This is a genomic window from Propylenella binzhouense, assembly GCF_009866965.1.
Lineage (GTDB): Bacteria > Pseudomonadota > Alphaproteobacteria > Rhizobiales > Afifellaceae > Propylenella > Propylenella binzhouense.
In genome coordinates this window covers 1-19732 of the sequence record NZ_SPKJ01000019.1, presented here as the reverse complement: position 1 = coordinate 19732, position 19732 = coordinate 1, and the positions used below count along the sequence as shown (strand labels likewise).

At 67.6% G+C, this 19732-nt stretch carries 19 protein-coding genes; 10 read left to right on the top strand and 9 right to left on the bottom strand.

Going from position 1 to position 19732, the window contains the following annotated elements; translation table 11 throughout:
• Window positions 1-53: 53 nt before the first annotated feature.
• The 4 genes from E4O86_RS08050 to E4O86_RS08035 all read right to left on the bottom strand — a co-directional run bounded on the left by E4O86_RS08050 (window position 54) and on the right by E4O86_RS08035 (window position 5102).
• Complete coding sequence (locus tag E4O86_RS08050; protein WP_161140018.1) at window positions 54-1637, bottom strand: ABC transporter substrate-binding protein; 1584 nt, start codon at window positions 1635-1637, stop codon at window positions 54-56.
• Window positions 1638-1841: 204 nt separating this feature from the next.
• On the bottom strand, window positions 1842-3011 hold the full coding sequence (locus E4O86_RS23515; protein WP_161140017.1) for an acyl-CoA dehydrogenase family protein: 1170 nt from the start codon (window positions 3009-3011) through the stop codon (window positions 1842-1844).
• A 2-nt stretch (window positions 3012-3013) separates the two neighbouring features.
• Complete coding sequence (locus E4O86_RS08040) at window positions 3014-3958, bottom strand: succinate--CoA ligase subunit alpha (RefSeq protein ID WP_161140016.1); 945 nt, start codon at window positions 3956-3958, stop codon at window positions 3014-3016.
• Window positions 3948-5102 carry an ATP-grasp domain-containing protein gene (locus E4O86_RS08035; RefSeq protein ID WP_161140015.1) on the bottom strand — a complete coding sequence of 385 codons (1155 nt, stop codon included), beginning with the start codon at window positions 5100-5102 and terminating at the stop codon, window positions 3948-3950. Before E4O86_RS08035 ends, E4O86_RS08040 begins: the two co-directional genes overlap by 11 nt.
• A gap of 342 nt (window positions 5103-5444) precedes the next feature.
• Here E4O86_RS08035 and E4O86_RS08030 point away from each other — a divergent pair, with 342 nt between their 5' ends.
• The 7 genes from E4O86_RS08030 to E4O86_RS08000 all read left to right on the top strand — a co-directional run bounded on the left by E4O86_RS08030 (window position 5445) and on the right by E4O86_RS08000 (window position 13607).
• Window positions 5445-6434, top strand: coding sequence for a 2-hydroxyacid dehydrogenase (locus tag E4O86_RS08030; protein WP_161140014.1), 990 nt, complete (start codon window positions 5445-5447; stop codon window positions 6432-6434).
• Between the two features lie 78 nt (window positions 6435-6512).
• Entirely contained in the window at window positions 6513-7952 is a 1440-nt protein-coding gene (locus E4O86_RS08025) for an aldehyde dehydrogenase (protein WP_161140013.1), read from the top strand.
• Between the two features lie 76 nt (window positions 7953-8028).
• Window positions 8029-9639, top strand: a complete 1611-nt coding sequence (locus E4O86_RS08020) for a thiamine pyrophosphate-binding protein (protein WP_161140012.1) — start codon at window positions 8029-8031, stop codon at window positions 9637-9639.
• 3 nt (window positions 9640-9642) lie between these two features.
• Complete coding sequence (locus tag E4O86_RS08015) at window positions 9643-10425, top strand: SDR family NAD(P)-dependent oxidoreductase (RefSeq protein ID WP_161140011.1); 783 nt, start codon at window positions 9643-9645, stop codon at window positions 10423-10425.
• A 161-nt stretch (window positions 10426-10586) separates the two neighbouring features.
• Window positions 10587-11543, top strand: coding sequence for a Bug family tripartite tricarboxylate transporter substrate binding protein (locus E4O86_RS08010; RefSeq protein ID WP_161140010.1), 957 nt, complete (start codon window positions 10587-10589; stop codon window positions 11541-11543).
• Between the two features lie 84 nt (window positions 11544-11627).
• On the top strand, window positions 11628-12095 hold the full coding sequence (locus E4O86_RS08005) for a tripartite tricarboxylate transporter TctB family protein (protein WP_161140009.1): 468 nt from the start codon (window positions 11628-11630) through the stop codon (window positions 12093-12095).
• A gap of 9 nt (window positions 12096-12104) precedes the next feature.
• Entirely contained in the window at window positions 12105-13607 is a 1503-nt protein-coding gene (locus E4O86_RS08000; protein WP_161140008.1) for a tripartite tricarboxylate transporter permease, read from the top strand.
• A 49-nt stretch (window positions 13608-13656) separates the two neighbouring features.
• Here E4O86_RS08000 and E4O86_RS07995 read toward each other — a convergent pair whose 3' ends face one another.
• From E4O86_RS07995 to E4O86_RS07975, 5 genes are all read right to left on the bottom strand, one after another.
• Window positions 13657-14007, bottom strand: coding sequence for a VOC family protein (locus E4O86_RS07995; protein ID WP_161140007.1), 351 nt, complete (start codon window positions 14005-14007; stop codon window positions 13657-13659).
• 17 nt (window positions 14008-14024) lie between these two features.
• Window positions 14025-14702 (bottom strand): 3-oxoacid CoA-transferase subunit B, encoded by a 678-nt coding sequence (locus E4O86_RS07990; protein ID WP_246206286.1) that lies wholly within the window; start codon window positions 14700-14702, stop codon window positions 14025-14027.
• A gap of 13 nt (window positions 14703-14715) precedes the next feature.
• Window positions 14716-15387, bottom strand: coding sequence for a 3-oxoacid CoA-transferase subunit A (locus tag E4O86_RS07985; protein ID WP_425500116.1), 672 nt, complete (start codon window positions 15385-15387; stop codon window positions 14716-14718).
• Between the two features lie 69 nt (window positions 15388-15456).
• Window positions 15457-16218, bottom strand: coding sequence for an alpha/beta fold hydrolase (locus E4O86_RS07980; protein WP_161140005.1), 762 nt, complete (start codon window positions 16216-16218; stop codon window positions 15457-15459).
• Between the two features lie 118 nt (window positions 16219-16336).
• A complete protein-coding gene (locus E4O86_RS07975) occupies window positions 16337-17362 on the bottom strand; it encodes an LLM class flavin-dependent oxidoreductase (protein ID WP_161140004.1) in 1026 nt (341 codons plus the stop codon).
• 810 nt (window positions 17363-18172) lie between these two features.
• Here E4O86_RS07975 and E4O86_RS07970 point away from each other — a divergent pair.
• The 3 genes from E4O86_RS07970 to E4O86_RS07960 all read left to right on the top strand — a co-directional run bounded on the left by E4O86_RS07970 (window position 18173) and on the right by E4O86_RS07960 (window position 19307).
• Complete coding sequence (locus tag E4O86_RS07970) at window positions 18173-18445, top strand: type II toxin-antitoxin system VapB family antitoxin (RefSeq protein WP_161140003.1); 273 nt, start codon at window positions 18173-18175, stop codon at window positions 18443-18445.
• The gene (locus E4O86_RS07965; RefSeq protein ID WP_161140002.1) at window positions 18442-18855 is read left to right on the top strand and encodes a type II toxin-antitoxin system VapC family toxin; all 414 of its coding nucleotides are present in this window, start codon (window positions 18442-18444) and stop codon (window positions 18853-18855) included. Before E4O86_RS07970 ends, E4O86_RS07965 begins: the two co-directional genes overlap by 4 nt.
• A 134-nt stretch (window positions 18856-18989) precedes the next feature.
• The gene (locus E4O86_RS07960) at window positions 18990-19307 is read left to right on the top strand and encodes a recombinase zinc beta ribbon domain-containing protein (RefSeq protein ID WP_161140001.1); all 318 of its coding nucleotides are present in this window, start codon (window positions 18990-18992) and stop codon (window positions 19305-19307) included.
• The last annotated feature ends 425 nt before the right edge of the window (window positions 19308-19732 follow it).

Below are 19732 nucleotides of genomic sequence, written 5' to 3'. Positions count from 1 at the left end.
CGCCCGAGGGCGCCCGCGCAGGTCTCCGGGGATAAGTCCCTTCGGTGGGCCGGCTATTTTTCCGGCTTGATGTTCTGGACGAAGTTCAGGCCGTCGGCGCGCATGTCGTAGGTGATGCCCTTCCGTGTCGCCACCGCCTCGGACGGCATCCAGAGCGGCACCATCACCGCGTCGTCCATCGCGATCCTGCCGGCCTCGACGAAGAGCGCCTCGCGCTTGGCGTCGTCCATCGTGGTGAGGCCTTCTTCGATCAGCTTGTCGACCTTCGGATTGGAGTAGCGCGCCATGTTGAGCGTGCCAAATCCGGCCTTCGGATCGCGCGAGTGGAGGATCGGGAGGTAGAGATCCTCGGCCCGCCCGGCCGGGTTGGTCCAGGAGGCGAGGTAGATCGGCAGCTTCCGGTCGTTGCGCTCCTGCAGGAACACCGGATGCGGCATGATCGTGACGTCGGTCGGGACGCCGATGCGCGACCAGCTCTGCGCCAGCGCCTGCACTGCGGGGATCGAGAGCCGGAACGCCGAATCCGAGGTCGCGAGCGTCAGCTTGAACTTGCCCGCCCAGCCGGATTCCTCAAGCAGCTGCTTGGCCTTCGCCTCGTCGTACTGCCATTTGTCGAGGCCCGGAATGTACCCGAACATGTCCTCCTGCAGATATTGTCCGGTGGCGAGGGCGAGCCCGCGATAGACCCGGTCGACGAAGGCGTCGAGATTGATCGAGAGCTCGAGCGCCTGGCGGACCTTCTTGTTGGCGAGCGGGTTCTCGGTGAGCTTTTCGCCGTTCGGGCCGGTGATCTTGCCGCTGTCCAGCGCCTCCGGATTGACGTCGACCGCCATGAAGACCAGCCGGTTCGCCGGCCTGTCATAGACGTTGACGCGGGAATCCTTCTTCAGCCGCTCGACATCCGTGGGCGGCAGCGAGAGCGCCACGTCGATATCGCCGGAAAGCACCGCCGCGATCCGGCTCGCATCATTCGGCATGCCGAGATAGGTCAGCTTGTCCCAGGGCGGCTTCGGACCCCAGTAATCCTCGTTCCGGACCATCACCATGCGGTCGTTCGGGGACCAGGATTCGAACGTGTAGGGCCCGGTGCCGATCATGGCCTTGCCGGTATGGTAGTCTTCCGTCGTGGCGTTCTCGCCGTGCTTCTTCGAGACGATGAGAACGCTTACGAGAAAGTTGAGAAGGGTCGGCGCGGGCCCCTTGGTGATGACGCGCAGCGTGTGGTCGTCGACGACCTGCGTCTCCTTGATCTGCCGCAGATAGTTCGTGAGCGGGGAGGGGCTGTTCGGAACGTTCTGCGCCCGCTTGTAGGTGAACGCGATGTCCTCGGCGGTGAGCGGCGAGCCGTCATGCCACTTCACGTTCGGCCGGATCTTGAACTCCCAGGTCGTGTCGTCGACGACCTTCCAGGATTCGGCGAGCCACGGCTCGATCTTGTTGTTGTTGTTGAAGCGAACCAGCGGCTCGAAGATGTTGATGTTGTGTTCGTAGTTGACGATCGAGCTCTGGAAGTGCGGATCGATCGACGGTGTGCCGCGCGTCGCGCCCACCGTCAGGTCGACCGCCAAAGCCGGAGCCGTCAGGCCGATCGAAACCGCCAGACCGACCGCTGCCAGCAATCCCCGCTGCCTCAGCATCCTTTCCTTCCTCCCCTGTTCCGATGTTTTCGGTTGTTGTCGGGGGCCGATGCATGCGCACCGGGCGCTCCCTGTCGGTTTCTCGCCATTCGCCGGTCCGACCGGCGACAGCTTGCCCCTCTAAGGGGGTACCGGCCGTCTTCCGAGGGGTGAAGGTCCAAATTGGGCGATACACTTTTTCCAAATCGCCCGATCCGCGGCCCGTCAGGCGTCGAGGAGGAGGGCGAGGATTCCGTCGGCCGATTCCTCGCCTTCCATCAGGCGCTTCCCGATCAGGTTCTTCAGCGTCTCGGTCGTGCCGCCGCCGAGCGTGCCGTAGCGGGCGCCGCGATAGAGGCGGGAGACCAGATATTCGTCCGTGAAGCCGTAGCCGCCATGGACCTGGATCGCCTCGCTCGTAACCCGGATCGCCATCTCGTTGCAGTAGATCTTGGCGGTGGCGGCGAGGAACGGATCCGGGAACGGGTCGGCCGTGGCGCAGGCGCGATAGAGGAGCCCGCGGCCGGCCTCGATGTCGCGGAACATGTCGGCGAGCTTCCAGCGCATGCCCTGGAAGTCCCCGATCCTGCGGCCGAATGCGCTGCGTTCCCGCATGTAGTGCACCGCCTCGTCGAAGGCGCCCTCGGCGAGACCGAGGGAGATGCTCGGATTGAGGCAGCGCTGCGTGTTGAAGGCGCTGAGAAGGCGCCGGAACCCGTCCTCGCGGATCACCAGGTTGTCGGGCGGCAGCTCGCAATCCTCGAACTGAACCTCGTGAAGGAACTCGCCGCCCATGGTGTGGAAGCTGCCCGTCACCTTCAGTCCCGGCGTGCCCTGCTCCACCAGCACGCAGCCGATCCCCTCGCGGCCGGGCGCGCGGTCGACCCGCGTGAACACGACGAACATGCTCGCCTCGATGGCCCGGCTGATCAGCGTCTTGGTGCCGTTGAGGACGAGCCGGTCGCCGCGAATGTCGACATTCGTGCGGTAGTTCGCGACATCGGTGCCGGCATCGGGCTCGGTCATGCAGATCGCCAGGATGTGCTCGCCGGTGCAGACCCCCGGCAGGATGCGCTCCTTGATGTGGCCGGGCGCATAGGTGGCGATGATGCGCGTCTGCACCCCGACCTCGCCGAGAACGGCCATCGCCGTCACGTAGCAGCCCTTGGCGATCTCCTCGAGGACGAGCGCCGTGTCGAAGACCGGCAGTCCCAGACCGCCGAATTCCTCCGGCACGGCCATGCCGAGGACGCCGATATCGGCGAGCCGCCTGATGTTCTCCCAGGGAAAGGTGCCGTCCATGACCTGCAGGCCGCGCGGCTTGAATTCGCCTTGCGTGATCTCGCGCACCGTGGCGACGATCTGCTTCTGTTCCTCGTTGAGTTCGATGCGCACCTTCACCTCCCGGCCGGTCGCACCGACCGGCTTGTCTCTTCCGACGATTGCCCCGACGCCATCCCGCCGCCTCCGATCGCCTCGGCGATGGCCTCGACGGCGTCCTCCATGCGCGTGAACACCTTCGCGCCGGCGGCGGAAAGCGCCTCCTGCTTGGAAGCGAGCGTTCCGCGTCCGCCGTGGATGAGCGCACCGGCATGGCCCATCGTCACCCCCTCCGGCGCGCTGCTGCCGGCGAGGACCACGAAGACGGGCTTGTCGAAGCGGTGGATGCGCAGCGCCTCGGCGAGTTCCTCCTCCTCCGTGCCGCCGATCTCGCCGATGACGAGCACGGCCCTGGTTCCGCCATGATGGTGGAATGTCGGCACGAGATCGGCGAAGCGCAGGCCCTTCACCACGTCGCCTCCGACGCCGATCCAGCCGGACTGGCCGATGCCGCGGCGCACCAGCCGGCGGCAGACCTCGTAGGAAAGCGTTCCGCTCTTCGACATGACGCCGATCGGGCCGGGCGCGAGCGCCGCGTCCGGCAGGAAGCCGAGCTTCAGCCGTCCGGGAATGGCCATTCCGGGCGTCGAAGGTCCGATCCAGTCCGCCCCCGCATCCCGAACGATGTGCCACGCCCGCATGGCGTCCTGGACGGGCATTCCCTCGGTCACCGAGACGACGAGCCGGATGCCGGCGTCGATCGCCTCCGCGATCGCCGGCAGCACCGAAAGGGCGGGGACCATGATGACGCTGGTGTCCGCCCGGGTCTCCAGCACCGCCTCGGCACAGCCGGTGAAGACCGGCACGCCGTCCACGTCCGGCGTCTTCCGGGTCAGCGATACGCCGCCCACGATCTCGGTGCCGCAGCGGCGCATCAGCCGGAGATGAAGCTGCGCGGCTCGCCCCGTCGCACCCTGGACGAGGACCCGCGGGGTCCTGCCGCCGAGAACGTCACGAAGCATCGCGCGCGCCCTTCCTGCTTTCCGCCACGGCCAGGGCGACGGCCGCATCGAGGTCGGATTCCAGGCGGAGCGGAAGTCCGGAGCCGGCCAGGATCGCGGCTGCCTCGCCTTCTCCGTTGCCGACGAGCCGGACGACGACGGGGACCTTGATCTCCGGCACGGCCAGCAGCGCCTTGACGAGGAGGTCGGCGAACTCGGCGAGATCCGTGATTCCGGCGAAGATGTTGACGAGGATGCTGCGGATATGCGGCGCCGCCGCCATCGCCTGCAGGACCAGGATGAGGCGGGCCGGGTCGCCGCGCATCTGCCCCGTCCTTATGTCGCAGAAGTTGAACGGCCTGGCGCCGAGGCCGATCAGCTCGTCGATGAGCTTCATGCTGAGGCCGGCCCCGGTGGTGACGAGCCCGATCTCGCCATCCGGGTCCAGCACGACGAAATCGAAGCCCTGGGCGAGCTTGAACGCGGTGTCGGCATAGGCGTTGGCACGCGCGCGAAGAAGCGCCGCCAGTTCGGGCTGCCGCGGGAGGGCGTTGTCGTCGAGGATCAGCTTGGCGTCGCCTGCGAGCCAGGTGCCGTCGGGGCGGACGAAGAGAGGGTTGATCTCCAGAAGAAGCGCGTCGAGTTCCACGAAGAGCCCGCCGAGCGCTTTTCCGGCCGCCGTCACGGCGCTGCGGACGGTCTCGGGCAGGTCCTCCGCCAGGCGTGCGACTTCCGCCGCGATCGCGTCGGCGCCGAGCCGCGACCGTCCGGAGCGGAGGGCGGCGCTCCCTTCGCCCTCGATCTCCACGCCGCCCTCCGGCGAGAGAAGAACGGCCACGGAGGCGGTCGGCGCGTGGACCGACAGGCTGAGATAGAATTCCTGCGCGCCGGCCACCGCCTGCTCGATGCGGCATGCCTGCACCGGATGGCCCTTCAGCGCCATCCCGATCATCTCGCCGAGCAGGGCCGGCAATGCCGCCCGCGTCCCGCATGAGCGGATGCCGCCGGCCTTGCCGCGGCCGCCGAAGGGGACCTGCGCCTTCACGACGAAGGGCGGCGGAAAATCCGGCAGCGGCGCGTCGGTGCTTTCCGCAAGAACGCCGAGCGGCACGGGCACGCCCTTCCCGGCCAGGATCTCCTTGGCGTCGTGCTCCAGCATCAGCATTGCGGACCGGCTCCTCCCCTCGTTTTACTTGTCTGTACACAGCCGTATCCGACCAGCGCAACAGCCGCCCGTCGGGGGTCATGGTGGCGAAGACGGACCCCTGCCCGGACATCGGAACCGCCGGAACGCCAGGGAGCGATGGGTGATCGGAGCGTCCGACGGCTTCCGCCGAACCGTCGATCGTCAGGAGGAACAACACTTTTCTGTTCCGAGCGGATCGCGGGCGCCCGTCGGCGAAACCCGGTCGCTTGCCGTATACATTTGTATTTTGTAGTGTCGGCGCCATTGCCGGACGGGCATTCCGTGTTCGCTCCGGGCCCTCGCTCCGACTCGGATTCCACCATGCCGGACCTCATCGTCGGGATCATCGACACCTTTCATCCCAAGATCATCGAGACGATCGCCGACAGCGTCCCGGACGGATGGGTGCTCAGCATCGCCGACGGCGGCACGCCGGACGCCCGCAGCCGGGCGCTTGCGGATGCGGACGTGGCCTTCGTCATGGCCGCGCCGCTCCCGACGGATCTGCTCCGGACCGCCGGGCGGCTCGGCTTCATTCAGAAGCTCGGAGCGGGGGTCGACCGCATCGATCTCGATTATTGCCGCGAGCGCGGGATCGGCGTGGCGCGGCTTCATGCCGGCAACAACGTGCCGGTCGCCGAGCACACCCTGATGCTCATCCTCGCCGCCTACCGCCGGCTTCCGGTGCTGGACAGGCAGACCCGCGCGGGGAACTGGGACAAGGAAGTCTCGCGCGGCATCAACCGCCAGATCACCGGCAAGACGATCGGGATCGTGGGCTTCGGAGCGATCGGCCGCATGCTCGCGCAGATGCTCGCCGGCTTCGACATCCGGATCCTCTACTACGACCCGATCCGCGCGCCGGCGGATGTCGAAACGAAGCTGCGCGCGGAGTACATGGATCTCGACGCTCTCGTCGCGACGGCCGACATCGTCAGCCTGCACCTGCCGCTCATGAAGGAGACGGCGGGCATCATCGACGAGCGGCGGATCGCGGCGATGAAGCCCGACGCGCTTCTGGTCAATGCGGCCCGCGGCGGGCTCGTCGACGAGGACGCCTTGGCGCGCGCGCTCGCCCGGGGGCACCTCTTCGGCGCCGCGATCGACGCCTTTTCGAAGGAGCCGCCGATCGGCAGCCCGCTCCTTCGGGAGGAGCGGACGGTCCTGACGCCGCATGCGGCGGGCGCGACGCTGGACAATTTCGCCGCGATCGCCGAGCGCGCGGTCGGCAACACGAAGCGCTATCTCGCCGGCGAGGATCTCCCGCCGGCCGATCTGGTCGTCGCGCCCGGCAAGCGCGCGGCCGCCTGACGCTCCGCCCGCGGGCGCTGCGTCAGGCAAGCGGAAACAGGGAAGGGGAGGGGGCGCACACGCGCCCGGCGACCAGTCATGTCCGTCAGACCGTTCATGATCGCGAACGAATGGGTCGAAGGAAGCGCCGGCTCCTTCGATTCGATCAACCCGGCCGACGGGACGGTCTCGGCGCGGATCGCATCGGCCTCGGCGCAGGATGTCGATCGGGCGGTCGGGGCGGCGAGGGCCGCTCTCGGCGACCCGGCCTGGGCCGCGCTCAAGAACCACGAACGGGCGCGGTTCCTCGCCCGGATGGCCGATCTCGTGGCCGCCAACCGCGACCATCTCGCGCGCACGCAGATGGCGGACAACGGCAAGACGCTGAAGGAGTGCATGAGCCAGGCGGCGTCCGCCGCCGATGTGTTCCGCTATTACGCGGCGGTCTGCGAAACCTTCGAGAGCGAGGTGAACACGCAGCGCGGCCCCAGCATGACCATGACCGTCTACGAGCCGGTCGGGGTGGTGGCGGCGATCACGCCCTGGAACTCCCCGCTCACCATCGAAGCGCAGAAGCTGGCGCCGATCCTCGCCGCCGGCAACACGGTGGTGCTGAAGCCCTCCGAGGTCACGCCGCAGGTCGCGCTCGAATATGCGCGGCTTGCGCGCGAAGCGGGCTTTCCGCCGGGCGTGCTCAACGTGGTGACGGGCGCCGGCGAGGTTGGGCGCGCCCTCGTCGACCATCCGGGCGTCGACCTCGTGAGCTTTACCGGCGGCACCGCGGCGGGCCGCGCGATCGCCGAGGCGGCCGGACGCAGGCTGGTTCCGGTCATTCTGGAACTCGGGGGCAAGTCTCCGGACATCGTGTTCGCGGATGCCGATCTCGCCGCGGCGGCCAAGGGGGTTGCCGCCGGAATTTTCTCGAGCGGCGGGCAGTCGTGCATCGCGGGATCCCGGATCTTCGTGGAACGCGCGATCTTCGACGACATGCTCGACCGCCTGCGTGTCGAAGCGGAATCCTATCGCCTCGGCCTTCCGGAGGACGATGCGGCGCGGATCGGTCCGATGGCGAGCTTTCGGCATCGCGATCACGTGGCGCGCTATGTCGAGATGGGCGTCAGCGAAGGCGGGTGCGTGGTCACGGGCGGAGCGCCGGCGACCGGCGGCGCCTTCGACCAGGGGGCGTACTATCCCGCCACCATCGTCACGGATCTCACCAATCGCGCGCGCATCTGCCAGGAGGAGATCTTCGGGCCGGTCGCCGTGGCGCTGCCCTTCGATAGCGAGGCGGATCTCCTGGCGCAGGCGAACGACACCGATTTCGGCCTCGCGGCCGGGATCTGGACCGGCGACTACCGCAAGGCCTGGCGGGTCGCGCGTGCGCTGCGGGCCGGCACCGTCTGGATCAACACCTACAAGGAAAGCTCGATCTCCGTTCCCTTCGGCGGCTTCAAGCAGAGCGGGATCGGGCGGGAGAAGGGGCTGCAGGGGATGCGCGCCTACATGGAGCCGAAGGGGCTCTACTGGAACCTCGCCTGAGCGCAGGTCCATGCAAGTCGAAGCGGCTGCCGGCCGGGGAACCGGGCCGGGCCGGAGAAGATCGGAGCAGGGAAGAATGGCGACGACCGTGGAAGTGCTGGCGGATGCCTTCAAGGAGGCCGGAACGCCCTTCATCGTGGGGCACCCGGGCGGCGAGTCCGTGGAACTCATGGAGGCGGCCCGGCAGCGCGACATGCGCTTCATCCTGATGAAGCAGGAAGTCGCCGGCGGCATGCTCGCCTCGACCTGGGGCGAGATCACCGGTTCCCCCGGCGTCTGCATGTCGACGCGCGGCCCGGGCGCGGCCAACATGGTGAACGGCATCGCCCACGCCTTCCTCGACCGCGCTCCGCTGATCGCGATCACGGACCGCTACTCCGCGCCCGAGCACGAGGTCGGCCTCCGCCAGCGCATCGACCAGATGCGGATCTACGCGCCGATCGTGAAGTGGGGCACGACCATCGACGCGCGCACCGTGCGCCAGCAAGTGCGGCGCGCGATGCGCACCGCGACGGCGCCGGCGCCGGGGCCGGTCCAGTTCGACATGCCGCAGAGCGAGACGACCAAGGAGGCCGCCCAGCTCTCGGCGCCCCCGCCGCTGATGCCGAACAGCCTCTATCCGGACCCGGACCGCGCCAGCCTGAAGCCCATCATCGACCGGATCGACAATGCGCGCCGGCCCATCATCCTCGCAGGCCTCGGCGTGTTCTGGGACCACGCTTCGGCGGAGCTGGTGAAGCTTGCCGAGCAGATCGGCGCGCCGGTGCTCGTGACGTCGAAATGCAAGGGCGCGATCCCGGAGGACCATCCCCTCCGCGCCGGCTGCATCATCGGCGGCCTGATCGAGCGCAAGCTCGTCATGCAGTCGGACCTCATCCTGACGATCGGCCTCGACGGCGTGGAACTCCAGCCGAAGCCCTGGCCCTACGCGGTGCCGGTCGTGGCGATCTCGAACACGCCGTCGCTCGATGCCCTCGTTCCTTCGGAAATCGAGGCGATCGGCGACCTCAAGCTCCTGCTCGGTCGGCTCGCCGAATGGTGCTCCGGCGGCGGCAACTGGGGCGAGAAGTCGGCCGCCACGTTCCGCGACGACGTGGTCGCCGCCCTCGATACGCCCGCCAACGGTCTTTCCCCGCAGCGGGCGATGGAGGTCGCCCGTGCGGTGCTGCCGCGCGACACCATCGCCACCTGCGATGCCGGCGCGAGCCGGCTCCTCGTGGTGCAGAAATGGCAGTCCTACGGCCCCCGCGAGTTCCTCACCTCGAACGGCCTCGGCTCGATGGGCTATGCCGTGCCCGGCGCGCTCGGCGCCCGTCTTGCGCATCCGCGCAGGCCGATCGTCGCCTTCACGGGCGACGGCGGCTTCATGATGAGCGTCGCGGAGCTCCAGACCTCCATGCGCGAGAAGCTGCCGATCGTCATCGTCGTGTGGGACGATCAGGAAATCGGGCTCATCCGCGTCAAGCAGGAGATCAAGGGCATCCCCTTCCACGGCGTCTCGCTCGGCGGGGTGGATTGGGAGAAGCTCGCGCAGGGGTTCGGAGCCGACGGCGTCACCGTCGACAACGAGCATGCCTTCGGGGACGCTCTCCAGGCTGCGGTGCGTTCGGATCGGACCACCGTGATCGGGGTGCGGATCGACGCCTCCGGCTACGTTGCGCAGTTCAACGCGCTGCGCGAGCTCTGATCGATGCAGATCGATCTCGGCGGCAGGACGGCCCTCATCACCGGCGGCAGCGAAGGTCTCGGCCGCGCCATGGCAGAGCGCTTCGCGCGGTCCGGCGCGGATGTCGTCATCGTCGCACGCTCGACCGACAAGCTGGAGCGCGCCGCCACCGAGATCGAAATTGTGGCGCCGGGCCGCATTTCCGCCTTTGCCTGCGACGTCACCGACGCCGCGCGGACCGAGTCCCTGGTAGCCGAAATCCTGGGGCGCACGGGCCGCATCGACATTCTCGTAAACAACGCCGGCAGCTCGTTCCGCCGCCCGTTCGACCAGCTCTCCCGCGACCAGGTGATCGCGGACATGGACCTGAAGCTCTTCGCGGCGATGCGGCTCTGCCAGCTCGTCGCCCCCGGAATGAAGGAGCAGTCCTGGGGCCGGATCCTCAACGTGGTCAGCATCCGCGCGAAGGCGCCGCTCGGCGATTCCATGCCGACGACGCTGAGCCGGGCGGCCGGCCTCACGCTGACCAAGGTGCTTTCGCGCGAGCTCGCGCCCTTCAACATCCTCGTCAATGCGCTCTGCGTCGGCCAGATCAAGAGCGGCCAATGGGAGCGGCGCCACCAGGCGGCCGCGCCGGACAAGAGCTACGAGGAATATCTCGCCCCCACCGCCAGGAAGATCCCGCTCGGGCGCTTCGGAGAGCCGGAGGAATTCGCGAATCTCGCCTGCTTCCTTGCATCGGACGCGGCGAGCTACGTCACCGGAACCGCAATCAACGTCGATGGGGGTCTCTGTCCGGTCCTCTGAATCTTGAGGCCGTGGACCCCGCATGCAAGAGTATCCGCAGCGTCGCACTGCCGCCCGATGCGCGGCGAGCGCGCCAATAACGGCTCCGATGGATGTTCGCTCTTCCATCCGGCCCGCGGCTCGCCCGAACGGGCCGCACTCAAGAGCAACTGGGAGGTGACATGAGACTCTTGCGCATCGCGGCCGCTTTAGCGTTCGCCGGCTTCGCGAATCTGGCCGTCGCGGCGACGGACTACCCGACCAAGTCCGTCACGCTCGTCGTTCCGTTCGCTCCAGGCGGCTCCAATGACATTGTCGGCCGCTACGTGGCCGACCGGCTGAGCAAGATCTGGGGCCAGCCGGTCGTCGTCGAGAACATGCCGGGGGCCGGCTCCGCCATCGGCTCGGCGCATGTCGCCAAGGCGAAGCCGGACGGCTACACGCTTCTCATCAATTCGGTGACGTTCACGATGAACGCCGCCGTCCAGAACCTGCCCTTCGACCCTGCCAACGACTTCCAGCCGGTCGGCATGATCGGGAAAGTGCCACTGGTGCTCGTCGTCGGCCCTGCACTGCCCGTCAAGTCGTATGACGAGTTCATGGCTGAGGCAAAGAAGAGGCCGCTCAAATATGCGACGTCCGGCCTCGGCGGCGTCAATCAGTTCGGGACGGAGGTTCTGAAGAAGGCGGCCGGACTCAAGATGGAGCCGGTGCACTACAAGGGCGGATCCCCGGCGATGGCCGACGTCATCGGCGGCCATGTCGACCTCTTCTTCAGCAGCATGACGCAGGCCCTGCCGCAGATCCGGGCAGGACTGATGACCGGAATCATGGTCAGCAGCGAAGAGCGCTCGCCGGCGACCCCGGACCTTCCGACGATGGTCGAGAAGGGACTGAAGGACGCGGTCGTCAACCAGTGGTGGGGGCTGTTCGCGCCGGCGGGGACGCCGGACGAGATCGTCCAGAAGATCAACGCCGATCTGAATACGATCGTGAATTCCGACGAGACGAAGGAGTTCCTCGCCAAGGACGGCGGAACGCCCGCGCCGACCTCCGTGGAACAGTTCGCCGAGACCGTGAAGAAGGAGACGGCGAAGTGGAAGGAGATCGCGCAGGAGGCGAACATCAAGGCCGAGTGAGGCCCCGCTCGCGCTTTCGGAGCGGCCGATGTCGCCGGCAGGGCGGCGGCGATGCCGGGCGGCTCGACCTCTGACGGATCCGAGATGAAGCTCCGACACCCGAAGGATTTCGCCGCCGGCCTGCTCTATGTCGGAGTCGGCGGCGCCTTCGCCGTGATCGCCTCCGGCTACCGGATGGGAACCGCCGCGCGCATGGGACCCGGCTACTTTCCGTTCTGGCTCGGCGTGCTTCTCATGCTCATCGGCGCCGCTGTCATCTTCGGCGCGCTCCGCGGGAAGGACGCCGAGGCGGATGCGAAGCTGTCCGGATGGGACCTGAAGAGCCTGGCCATCGTGCTCGCCGCGGTGGTCCTCTTCGGCGTGCTGCTCCAGCCGATGGGCCTTGTCGCCGCGGTCGCCGTGCTGGTTCTCGTGGCGAGTGTCGCAAGCCACGAATTCAGCTGGCGCGCCGCTGCCCTCAACGCCGTCGTGCTGGTCGGGCTCGCGGTCGTGATCTTCGTCTATGGGCTCGGGCTGCAGTTCCATCTGTGGCCCGCGCTGCTGGCAGGCTGAGGAGAAGACGTGGAGTTCCTCGACCACCTGGCGATCGGCCTCGAGACGGCGCTCAGCCTCCACAACCTCCTCTATGCATTCGCGGGATGTCTGCTCGGGACGCTGATCGGCGTTCTGCCCGGGCTCGGTCCGCTCGCGACGATCGCGATGCTGCTCCCGTTCACCTACGGCCTGCCTCCGGTCGGTGCGCTGATCATGCTGGCGGGCATCTATTACGGTGCGGCCTATGGCGGCTCGACCACCGCGATCCTCGTCAACCTGCCGGGCGAGACCTCGTCCGTCGTGACCGTCATCGACGGCCACCAGATGGCGCGGAAGGGCAAGGCGGGCGCCGCGCTTGCCGCCGCGGCCATCGGCTCGTTCTTTGCCGGCTGCGTCGGCGTGCTGATGCTCGCGCTGTTCGCCGCGCCGCTCACGCGCTTCGCGTTCAAGTTCGGTCCGGCGGAGTACTTCTCGCTGATGGCGGTCGGCCTGGTCGGCGCGGTCTCGCTCGCCTCGGGCTCGGTCGTGAAGTCGATCGGCATGATCGTGTTCGGCCTGCTTCTCGGCTTGGTGGGCATCGATGTCGCCTCGGGCGTCACGCGCTTCACCTTCGGCTTTCCCGAGCTCTGGGAAGGCATCGACTTCATCGTCGTGGCCGTCGGGATCTTCGCGTTCAGCGAGATCGTCGGAAGCCTGGAGCAGAGGGAGCACCGCAAGGCCTACACGTCCGAGATCACCACGCTCTGGCCGACCCGCGAGGATATCCGCCGCATGACCCCCGCGATCCTGCGCGGCAGCTCGATCGGCGCCTTCGTGGGGATCCTGCCGGGGGCCGGGCTCTCGCTCGCCTCGTTCTTCGCCTACAGCCTGGAGCGGAAGGTCTCGCGGCGGCCGGACGAATTCGGGCACGGCGCGATCGAGGGCGTAGCGGGCCCGGAATCCGCCAACAACGCCGCCGCCCAGACGGCCTTCATTCCGACGCTGACGCTCGGGATCCCGGGCAGCGCGACCATGGCCCTGATGCTCGGCGCCATGATCATCCACAACATCCAGCCCGGCCCGCAGGTGATGACGAGCAACCCCGATCTCTTCTGGGGCCTCATCGTCTCGATGTGGATCGGCAATCTGATGCTCGTGATCCTGAATCTGCCGCTGATCGGCATCTGGGTGCAGCTTCTCAAGGTGCCGTACCGGGTTCTCTATCCGGCGATCCTCATGTTCTGCTGCATCGGCGTCTACTCGGTGAGCTATTCGACCTTCGATCTCTTCATGGCGGCCGGATTCGGCGTGCTCGGCTATCTCTTCCACAAGCTCGCCTGCGAGCCGGCGCCGCTGATGCTGGGCTTCGTGCTCGGGCCCATGCTGGAGGAGAACTTCCGCCGCGCGCTCGTCCTCTCGGACGGCGACTTCTCCGTGTTCGTGACGCGGCCGATATCGCTCGTTCTGCTTCTCATCGCGGTCGCGCTGGTCGTGTTCTCGGTGCTGCCGAGCCTCAAGAAGCAGCGCGCGGTGGTCTTTACGGAAGAGTAGCGGCGGAGCGGCGGAGCGGCGGCGCGCCGCCCGCGCCGCCGGATCGCGCTCAGCCGGATGTGGCGCGGGCGAAGAGCTGCGCGACGTTGCCGGCGGGGTCGGCGAAGGTGGCCGTGCGGCCGTGTCCGCCCATGTCGCGCTCGCCGAGGATCGTGCCGCCGGCCTCCTCTACGCGCGCGAGCGCGCCTGCGAGATCCTCCACCTCGAAGACGATCGTCCCGCCGCGCACCCCCGGCGGCGCCTCGGCGAGGGAACTGAGCGCGAAGTTCTGTCCGCCCGCGCTGAACTGGATCCAGCGCTCCCCGTCGGCGAACTTCACCTCCAGGCCCAGGGCGTCTTCGTAGAAGGCGCGCGCCTGGCCGATGTCCGCGGCGACGTAATAGAAGTTCTGGATGCGCATGCGGGGTCCGGACGTCCTCAACACGCCAGCTTGAGCGGCGCGTCGGTCCGCGACTGCAGCTCCTGGAAGGAGAGCCCCGGGATCATCTCGGTCACCACGAAGCCCTCGGGCGTGACCTCGAGGACGGCGAGATTCGTGTAGATGCGCGTCACGCATCCGAGCGCCGTCAGGGGGTAGCTGCAGCGGCGGACGAGCTTGCTCTCTCCCGCCTTGGTCGTGTGCTCCATCACGACCCACAGGTTCTTGGCGCCGACGCAGAGATCCATCGCGCCGCCGACGGCCGGCGCCGATTCCGACGTCGTCGCCCAGTTCGCGATGTCGCCGTTCTCGGCGACCTGGAACGCCCCGAGCACGCAGAGGTCGAGATGGCCGCCCCGGATCATGGCGAAGCTGTCGGCATGGTGGAAGTAGCAGCCGCCCGGCCGAAGCGTCACGTGCTGCTTGCCGGCATTGACGAGCCAGCGATTGATCTTGTCCGGCTCGGGCTGCGGGCCCATGCCGAGGATGCCGTTCTCGGAGTGGAAGATCACCTCGCGGTCGAACGGCACGTAATTGGCGATCAGGGTGGGCATCCCGATCCCGAGATTGACGTACCAGCCTTCGGGGATGTCGCGGGCGGCACGCGCCGCCATCTCGCCGCGCGTGAGCGGCTTGGAAGCCGGCCTGGTACCCGGCATGGCGTCCGCTTCGTTCATCCTGGCCTCCATCTCACGGGTCGCCATAGGGCACGTGCACCACCCGGTCCACGTAGACGCCGGGCGTGACGACCGTCTCCGGGTCGAGCGCGCCGAGCTCGGCGACATGCTGGCTCTGCGCGACCGTCAGCGTTGCGGCGGTCGCCATCACCGGATTGAAGTTGCGCCCGGAATCGCGGAACGTGAGATTGCCCCACCGGTCCGCCTTCCAGCATTCGACGAGCGCGACGTCGCCCTGGAGCGCGGTTTCCAGCACGCAGCTCCGACCGCCAATCTCGCGTACTTCCTTGCCGTCCGCAAGCTGGGTGCCGTAGGCGGTCGGCGTGAAGAAGGCCGGAATCCCGGCGCCGGCGGCGCGCAGCCGCTCGGCGAGCGTCCCTTGCGGGACGATCTCGAGCTCGATCCGCCCGGCCTTGTAGAGCTCCTCGAACACCACCGGATCGGAGCTGCGCGGAAAGCTGCAGATCACCTTCCTGACGCGGCCGAGATCGAGCAGCCGGGCGAGGCCGACCCGCCCGACGCCGGCATTGTTGGCGACGATCGTCAGGTCCTTCGCGCCCTGCTCGATGAGCGCGTCGATCAGCGTCAGCGGCTGCCCGACGGCGCCGAAGCCGCCGACGAGCACCGTCGCCCCGTCCTTCACCCCGTCGACCGCCTCGGCGGCCGAACGTACGAACTTGTCGATCATCCGAGCCCCTTCCCGGCGGCGCCGGCGCGGTCCGCGACCGGCCGCCGTCCCGTTCCCCGCGCCATGTCAGGCGCCCACGAAGTCGTCGACGAGCTTGGCGAGCGCCTCCGGATCGTCGACCATCGGGAAGTGGCCGCAATCCTTCATGAGCTCGATCCGGACGCCGGGGATCCCCGCTTCGTAGAGGGGCGCGTAGGCCTTGATCCTGTTGTTCTCGCCGAAGATCGCCATCGTCTTCGCGGTGACCTTCGGGATCGCGCCGCGGGAATCGTAGAGGCGCAGAGCCCACATCACGTCGAGCATCGTCCAGGCGCCGGCCTTCTGGCGGTCGATGTTCCAGCGCTCCAGGAATTCCGGCGTGACGTTCCGGAAGCGGGGGGTGAGCTGGTCCATGGCCTGGACGGGGCTCGTCCAGTTGCGCTCCGTGCGCAGCCATTCCGCCGCCCATTCCTCCTGGCTGCGGGCCGGCGCCTCCACCACGAAGAGATGGTCGATCCGGTCGGCGTGGCGCGCCCCGAGATCCGTGCAGATCATGCCGCCGATCGACGCGCCGAGCACGTTCGCCTTGTCGATCCCGAGCGCGTCCATGAAGGCGACGACCGCATCGGAATAGTCCTCGACGGAATAGTGCCGGACGATCCGGTCGGAATCGCCATGGCCCGGCTGGTCCCAGGCGATCGCCCGGTGCTTGCCGGCGAGCCTTTCGATGAGATGGTCGTATTCGTAGGCCGAATTGCCGTTCGAATGCAGGAGGATGATGGGCTTCCCGCTGCCCGCCTCGAGATAATGGATCCGGCCGTGCGCCGTCTCGACGAACCCGTCCTTCATTGACCGCCTTCCCCTTGATTGCAGCGCGCGAACCGGTCGGCCGCTGCCTTTTCCTTGCGACGATGCCGCTCCGGAGCGGGCGGCTCCGGAGCGGCGGAAACGAACGGAGGGCCCCGTGCTACTCGGCGGCCCGCATCGCCGGCGCGGCGTCGAAATGCGGCATGAGGTCGGCCGCGAAGCGCCGCAGCGTGTCGCGGTTGCCGCCCGTGGTCACCAGGACGTATTCGACGCCGAGCCGCTGCAGCCGCTCGAGCTTGGCGGCGATCTCGTCCGGGGTGCCGTAGAGCGCGCTCTCCTCGCTCGCCTCGCGCGTGTCCGCGAAGTTCAGGATGCTCGCCTTGTTGTTGCCGTCCGGCCGCTGCGAGATCTTCGTCAGCCGCTGCTGGGCGACCCGGCGCTTCTCGAGAGCGGCGTCCTTCTCCTCCTTCGAGTTCGAGACGTTGAGCGCGCGCGCGACGGCGACCTGCATCGGGTCGAAGGTCCGGCCGCGCTTCTCGCATTCCGCCTTGAAGAAGGCGACGCGCTCGCCGATCACCTCGATCGTGGCGAACTGGTCGAGGAGGAGGTTGAAGCCGCGCTCGGCCACCTGCGCGATCGATTCCGGGCTGCCCGCGCCCATCCAGAGCGGCGGGTGCGGCTGCTGGGCCGTGGGCGGCTCGACGACGATGTCCTCGAAGCGCCAGTACTTGCCCTCGTGCGAGAAGCGGTCGGCCGAGGTCCAGGCCTTCAGGATCACGTCGACCGATTCGTTGAAGCGGTCGCCGGCCTCCTCCATCGGGATGCAGAAGCCCACGAACTCGTTGTGCCGGTAGCCCTTGCCGACGCCGAAATCGAGCCGGCCGCCGCTCAGGAGATCGATGGTCGCGGCCTGCTCGGCGATGAGCACGGGATTGTGCCAGGGCAGCACCAGCACGGCGGTGCCGAGCCGGATCGTGCTCGTCTTCGCGCCGAGCCAGGTCAGCATGTTCATGCTGGCCGAGACCTGGCCGTATCCGGTGAAATGATGCTCGACCACGAAGGTGCTGTGATAGCCGAGCGCCTCCGCCTCGATGTTGTACTCGACGAAATCCCTGTATCCGTACGAGCTGTCTACATCGGGGCCGACGCGGGCTGCAGTGGCGTTGCCGAACAGTCCGAAACGCATGTGCTGAACTCCTCGCTGCGGCGGCCCGAATCTCGAGCCTCTTCGCGGGTAAGCGGGTCGAGCGGCACGTTAGGATGCGGGCGCGGCGGACTGAACGGCGAAGTTGGAAACGCATCTTTTCCGGCGGCCTTGCCGCTCGTTGGTTCCGGCGTTTTGCCGCCTGTTCTGTTCCGGGCCCTGCCGCTTGCTCTGTCGTCCTGCCCGGGCTTGACCCGGGCATCCAGGCGGCGCCTGGGCCGCCGCTCTGCGACGATGACGGAGAGGCGGTGCCCGGTCCGCCACTCCGTTTCTGGATCGCCGGATCAAGTCCGGCGATGACGACAGCGGGGAGGCGATGACGACGGAGAGGGAGGCAAGGCGGCGGGAGCGCATCCCCAAGGCAGCGGCATTTTCCGTCGTCCTGCCCGGGCTTGACCCGGGCATCCAGGCGGTGCCCGGTCCGCCGCTCTGCCGACGACGACGGCGAGGCGGTGCCCGGTCCGCCGCTCCGTTTCTGGATCGCCGGATCAAGTCCGGCGATGACGACGGAGAGGGAGGAATCCCGGGGGACCTCTCCTCTGGCCCCTCCCCATGAGGGGGGATGGACGCGGCCCCGGCGAGGGCCCATCGTGAAGGCCGTGCCGCCCGTTCGTTCCGGCGTTTGCCGCTCGTTGTTCCGGCGTTTTGCTGCTTGTTCCGTTTCGGGCCCTGCCGCTTGTTGCGTTCCGGGCTCTGCCGCTCGTTCGTTCCGGGCGGGAATTTCGACCTTTTCCGTTGAAGCACCGGGCCGGAAATGCTATCTAGATCGTGAATCTAGAAGGGCAGGCTGGCATGGCCTTGAGCATCAAGACAGAGGAAGCGGATCGGCTGGCGCGGGAATTGTCCCGTTTGACCGGCGAGACCATGACGGACGCCATTACGCAGGCCATGCGCGAGCGGCTGGAACGACTGCGCGCCGAGCAGGAGGCGCAGCTCGACTATGTTTCGCGCATGAAGGCTTTCGTGCGCCAACGCGCCGGTCGCTATGATCGCCGCCCGGTCACGAAACGGGAATGGGATGAAGCGGTCGGCGATACGCCCGAAGAACTTGGTCTCTCGCGATGATCGTCGTGGATGCATCCGCCATCATCGCGATCCTGTTCGAGGAGGCGGAAGCGCCTGATTGCATGGACGCTCTTCAGACAGAAGTTCCGCGTCTCATATCGGCTGTGAACTATGTCGAGGCCGGCACTGTCATGGCGGGCCGGATCAGGAACGGAGACAGGCACGAGGCGATTGCCGATCTGGATGCGTTTCTTTCCGACTTCAGCATATCCATTGCATCCATAGACGAGAACCTTGGCCGTGCCGCCATGAGGGCGCGCTTGGATTACGGCAAGGGATTTGGCACGCGAGGCGGCCTGAACTTCGGCGATTGTTTTGCCTATGCCCTCGCAAAGCGGCATTCGGCTCCGCTTCTGTATGTCGGCGACGACTTCGCGCTGACCGACGTTCAATCCGCACTATCGCGATAGACGCGGAGAGTTCGAGAGGGCCGAGGATTGGCGAGGCCAGGAAAGAACGAGAGAAAAGGATCATCGGCCGCTCCGCCTACCGCCTCAACCTGGAGAGCGAATGGATACGCGCGGAGGCTCCCGAACTGCGCATCGTGCCGCAGGACCTGTGGGACGCCGCCAAGGCGCGGCAGGACGAATTGGCAGCACTCTACACCAGGCAGATCGAGGCATCGCGCGCCGCCACGCGGACCATGATGGCGAAGAACGGCGGACTGAATGCCACGCACTGGCCGGGCACCCTGCTTTCCGGCCTCGTATTCTGCAGCTGCTGCGGCGGGACCTATGCCCATCGCGGACAGGACCGTTTTGCGTGCTCCAACCATGTACTCGGCAATGGCTGCGATAATGCCCGCACCATCGCCTGCGAGGTGCTGGAAACCCGCGTGCTTGCCGGCTTGCGCGAGCCATGATGACGCCGGACATGGCGGCGGAGGCCATGCGCGCCTATGCGCAGGAAACCAACCGGCTCAACCGCGAGCGCTGCCAGAGCGAGGATGCCACCCGCCGCGAGCATCGCGATTGTCGGTCTCGGTCAAAACCCGGGCTTGACCCGGGCATCCAGGCGGCGCCCGGTCCGCCACTCCGTTTCTGGATCGCCGGATCAAGTCCGGCGATGACGACAGAGAGGGAGGCGACGCGGGGAACCCCTCCCCTGGCCCCTCCCCACGAGGGGAGGGGGATGGATGCGGCCCCGGCGAGGGTGCATCGCGAAGGCCGTGCCGCTCGTTCCGCTCCAGCGTTTGCCGCTTAGAGCGGAATCCGATCAGGTTGCATCATACCCTGCCGCTTTGAAGTAGTTGGCGCATTCGGCTGGTGGGAAGAGATCGATGAGGCG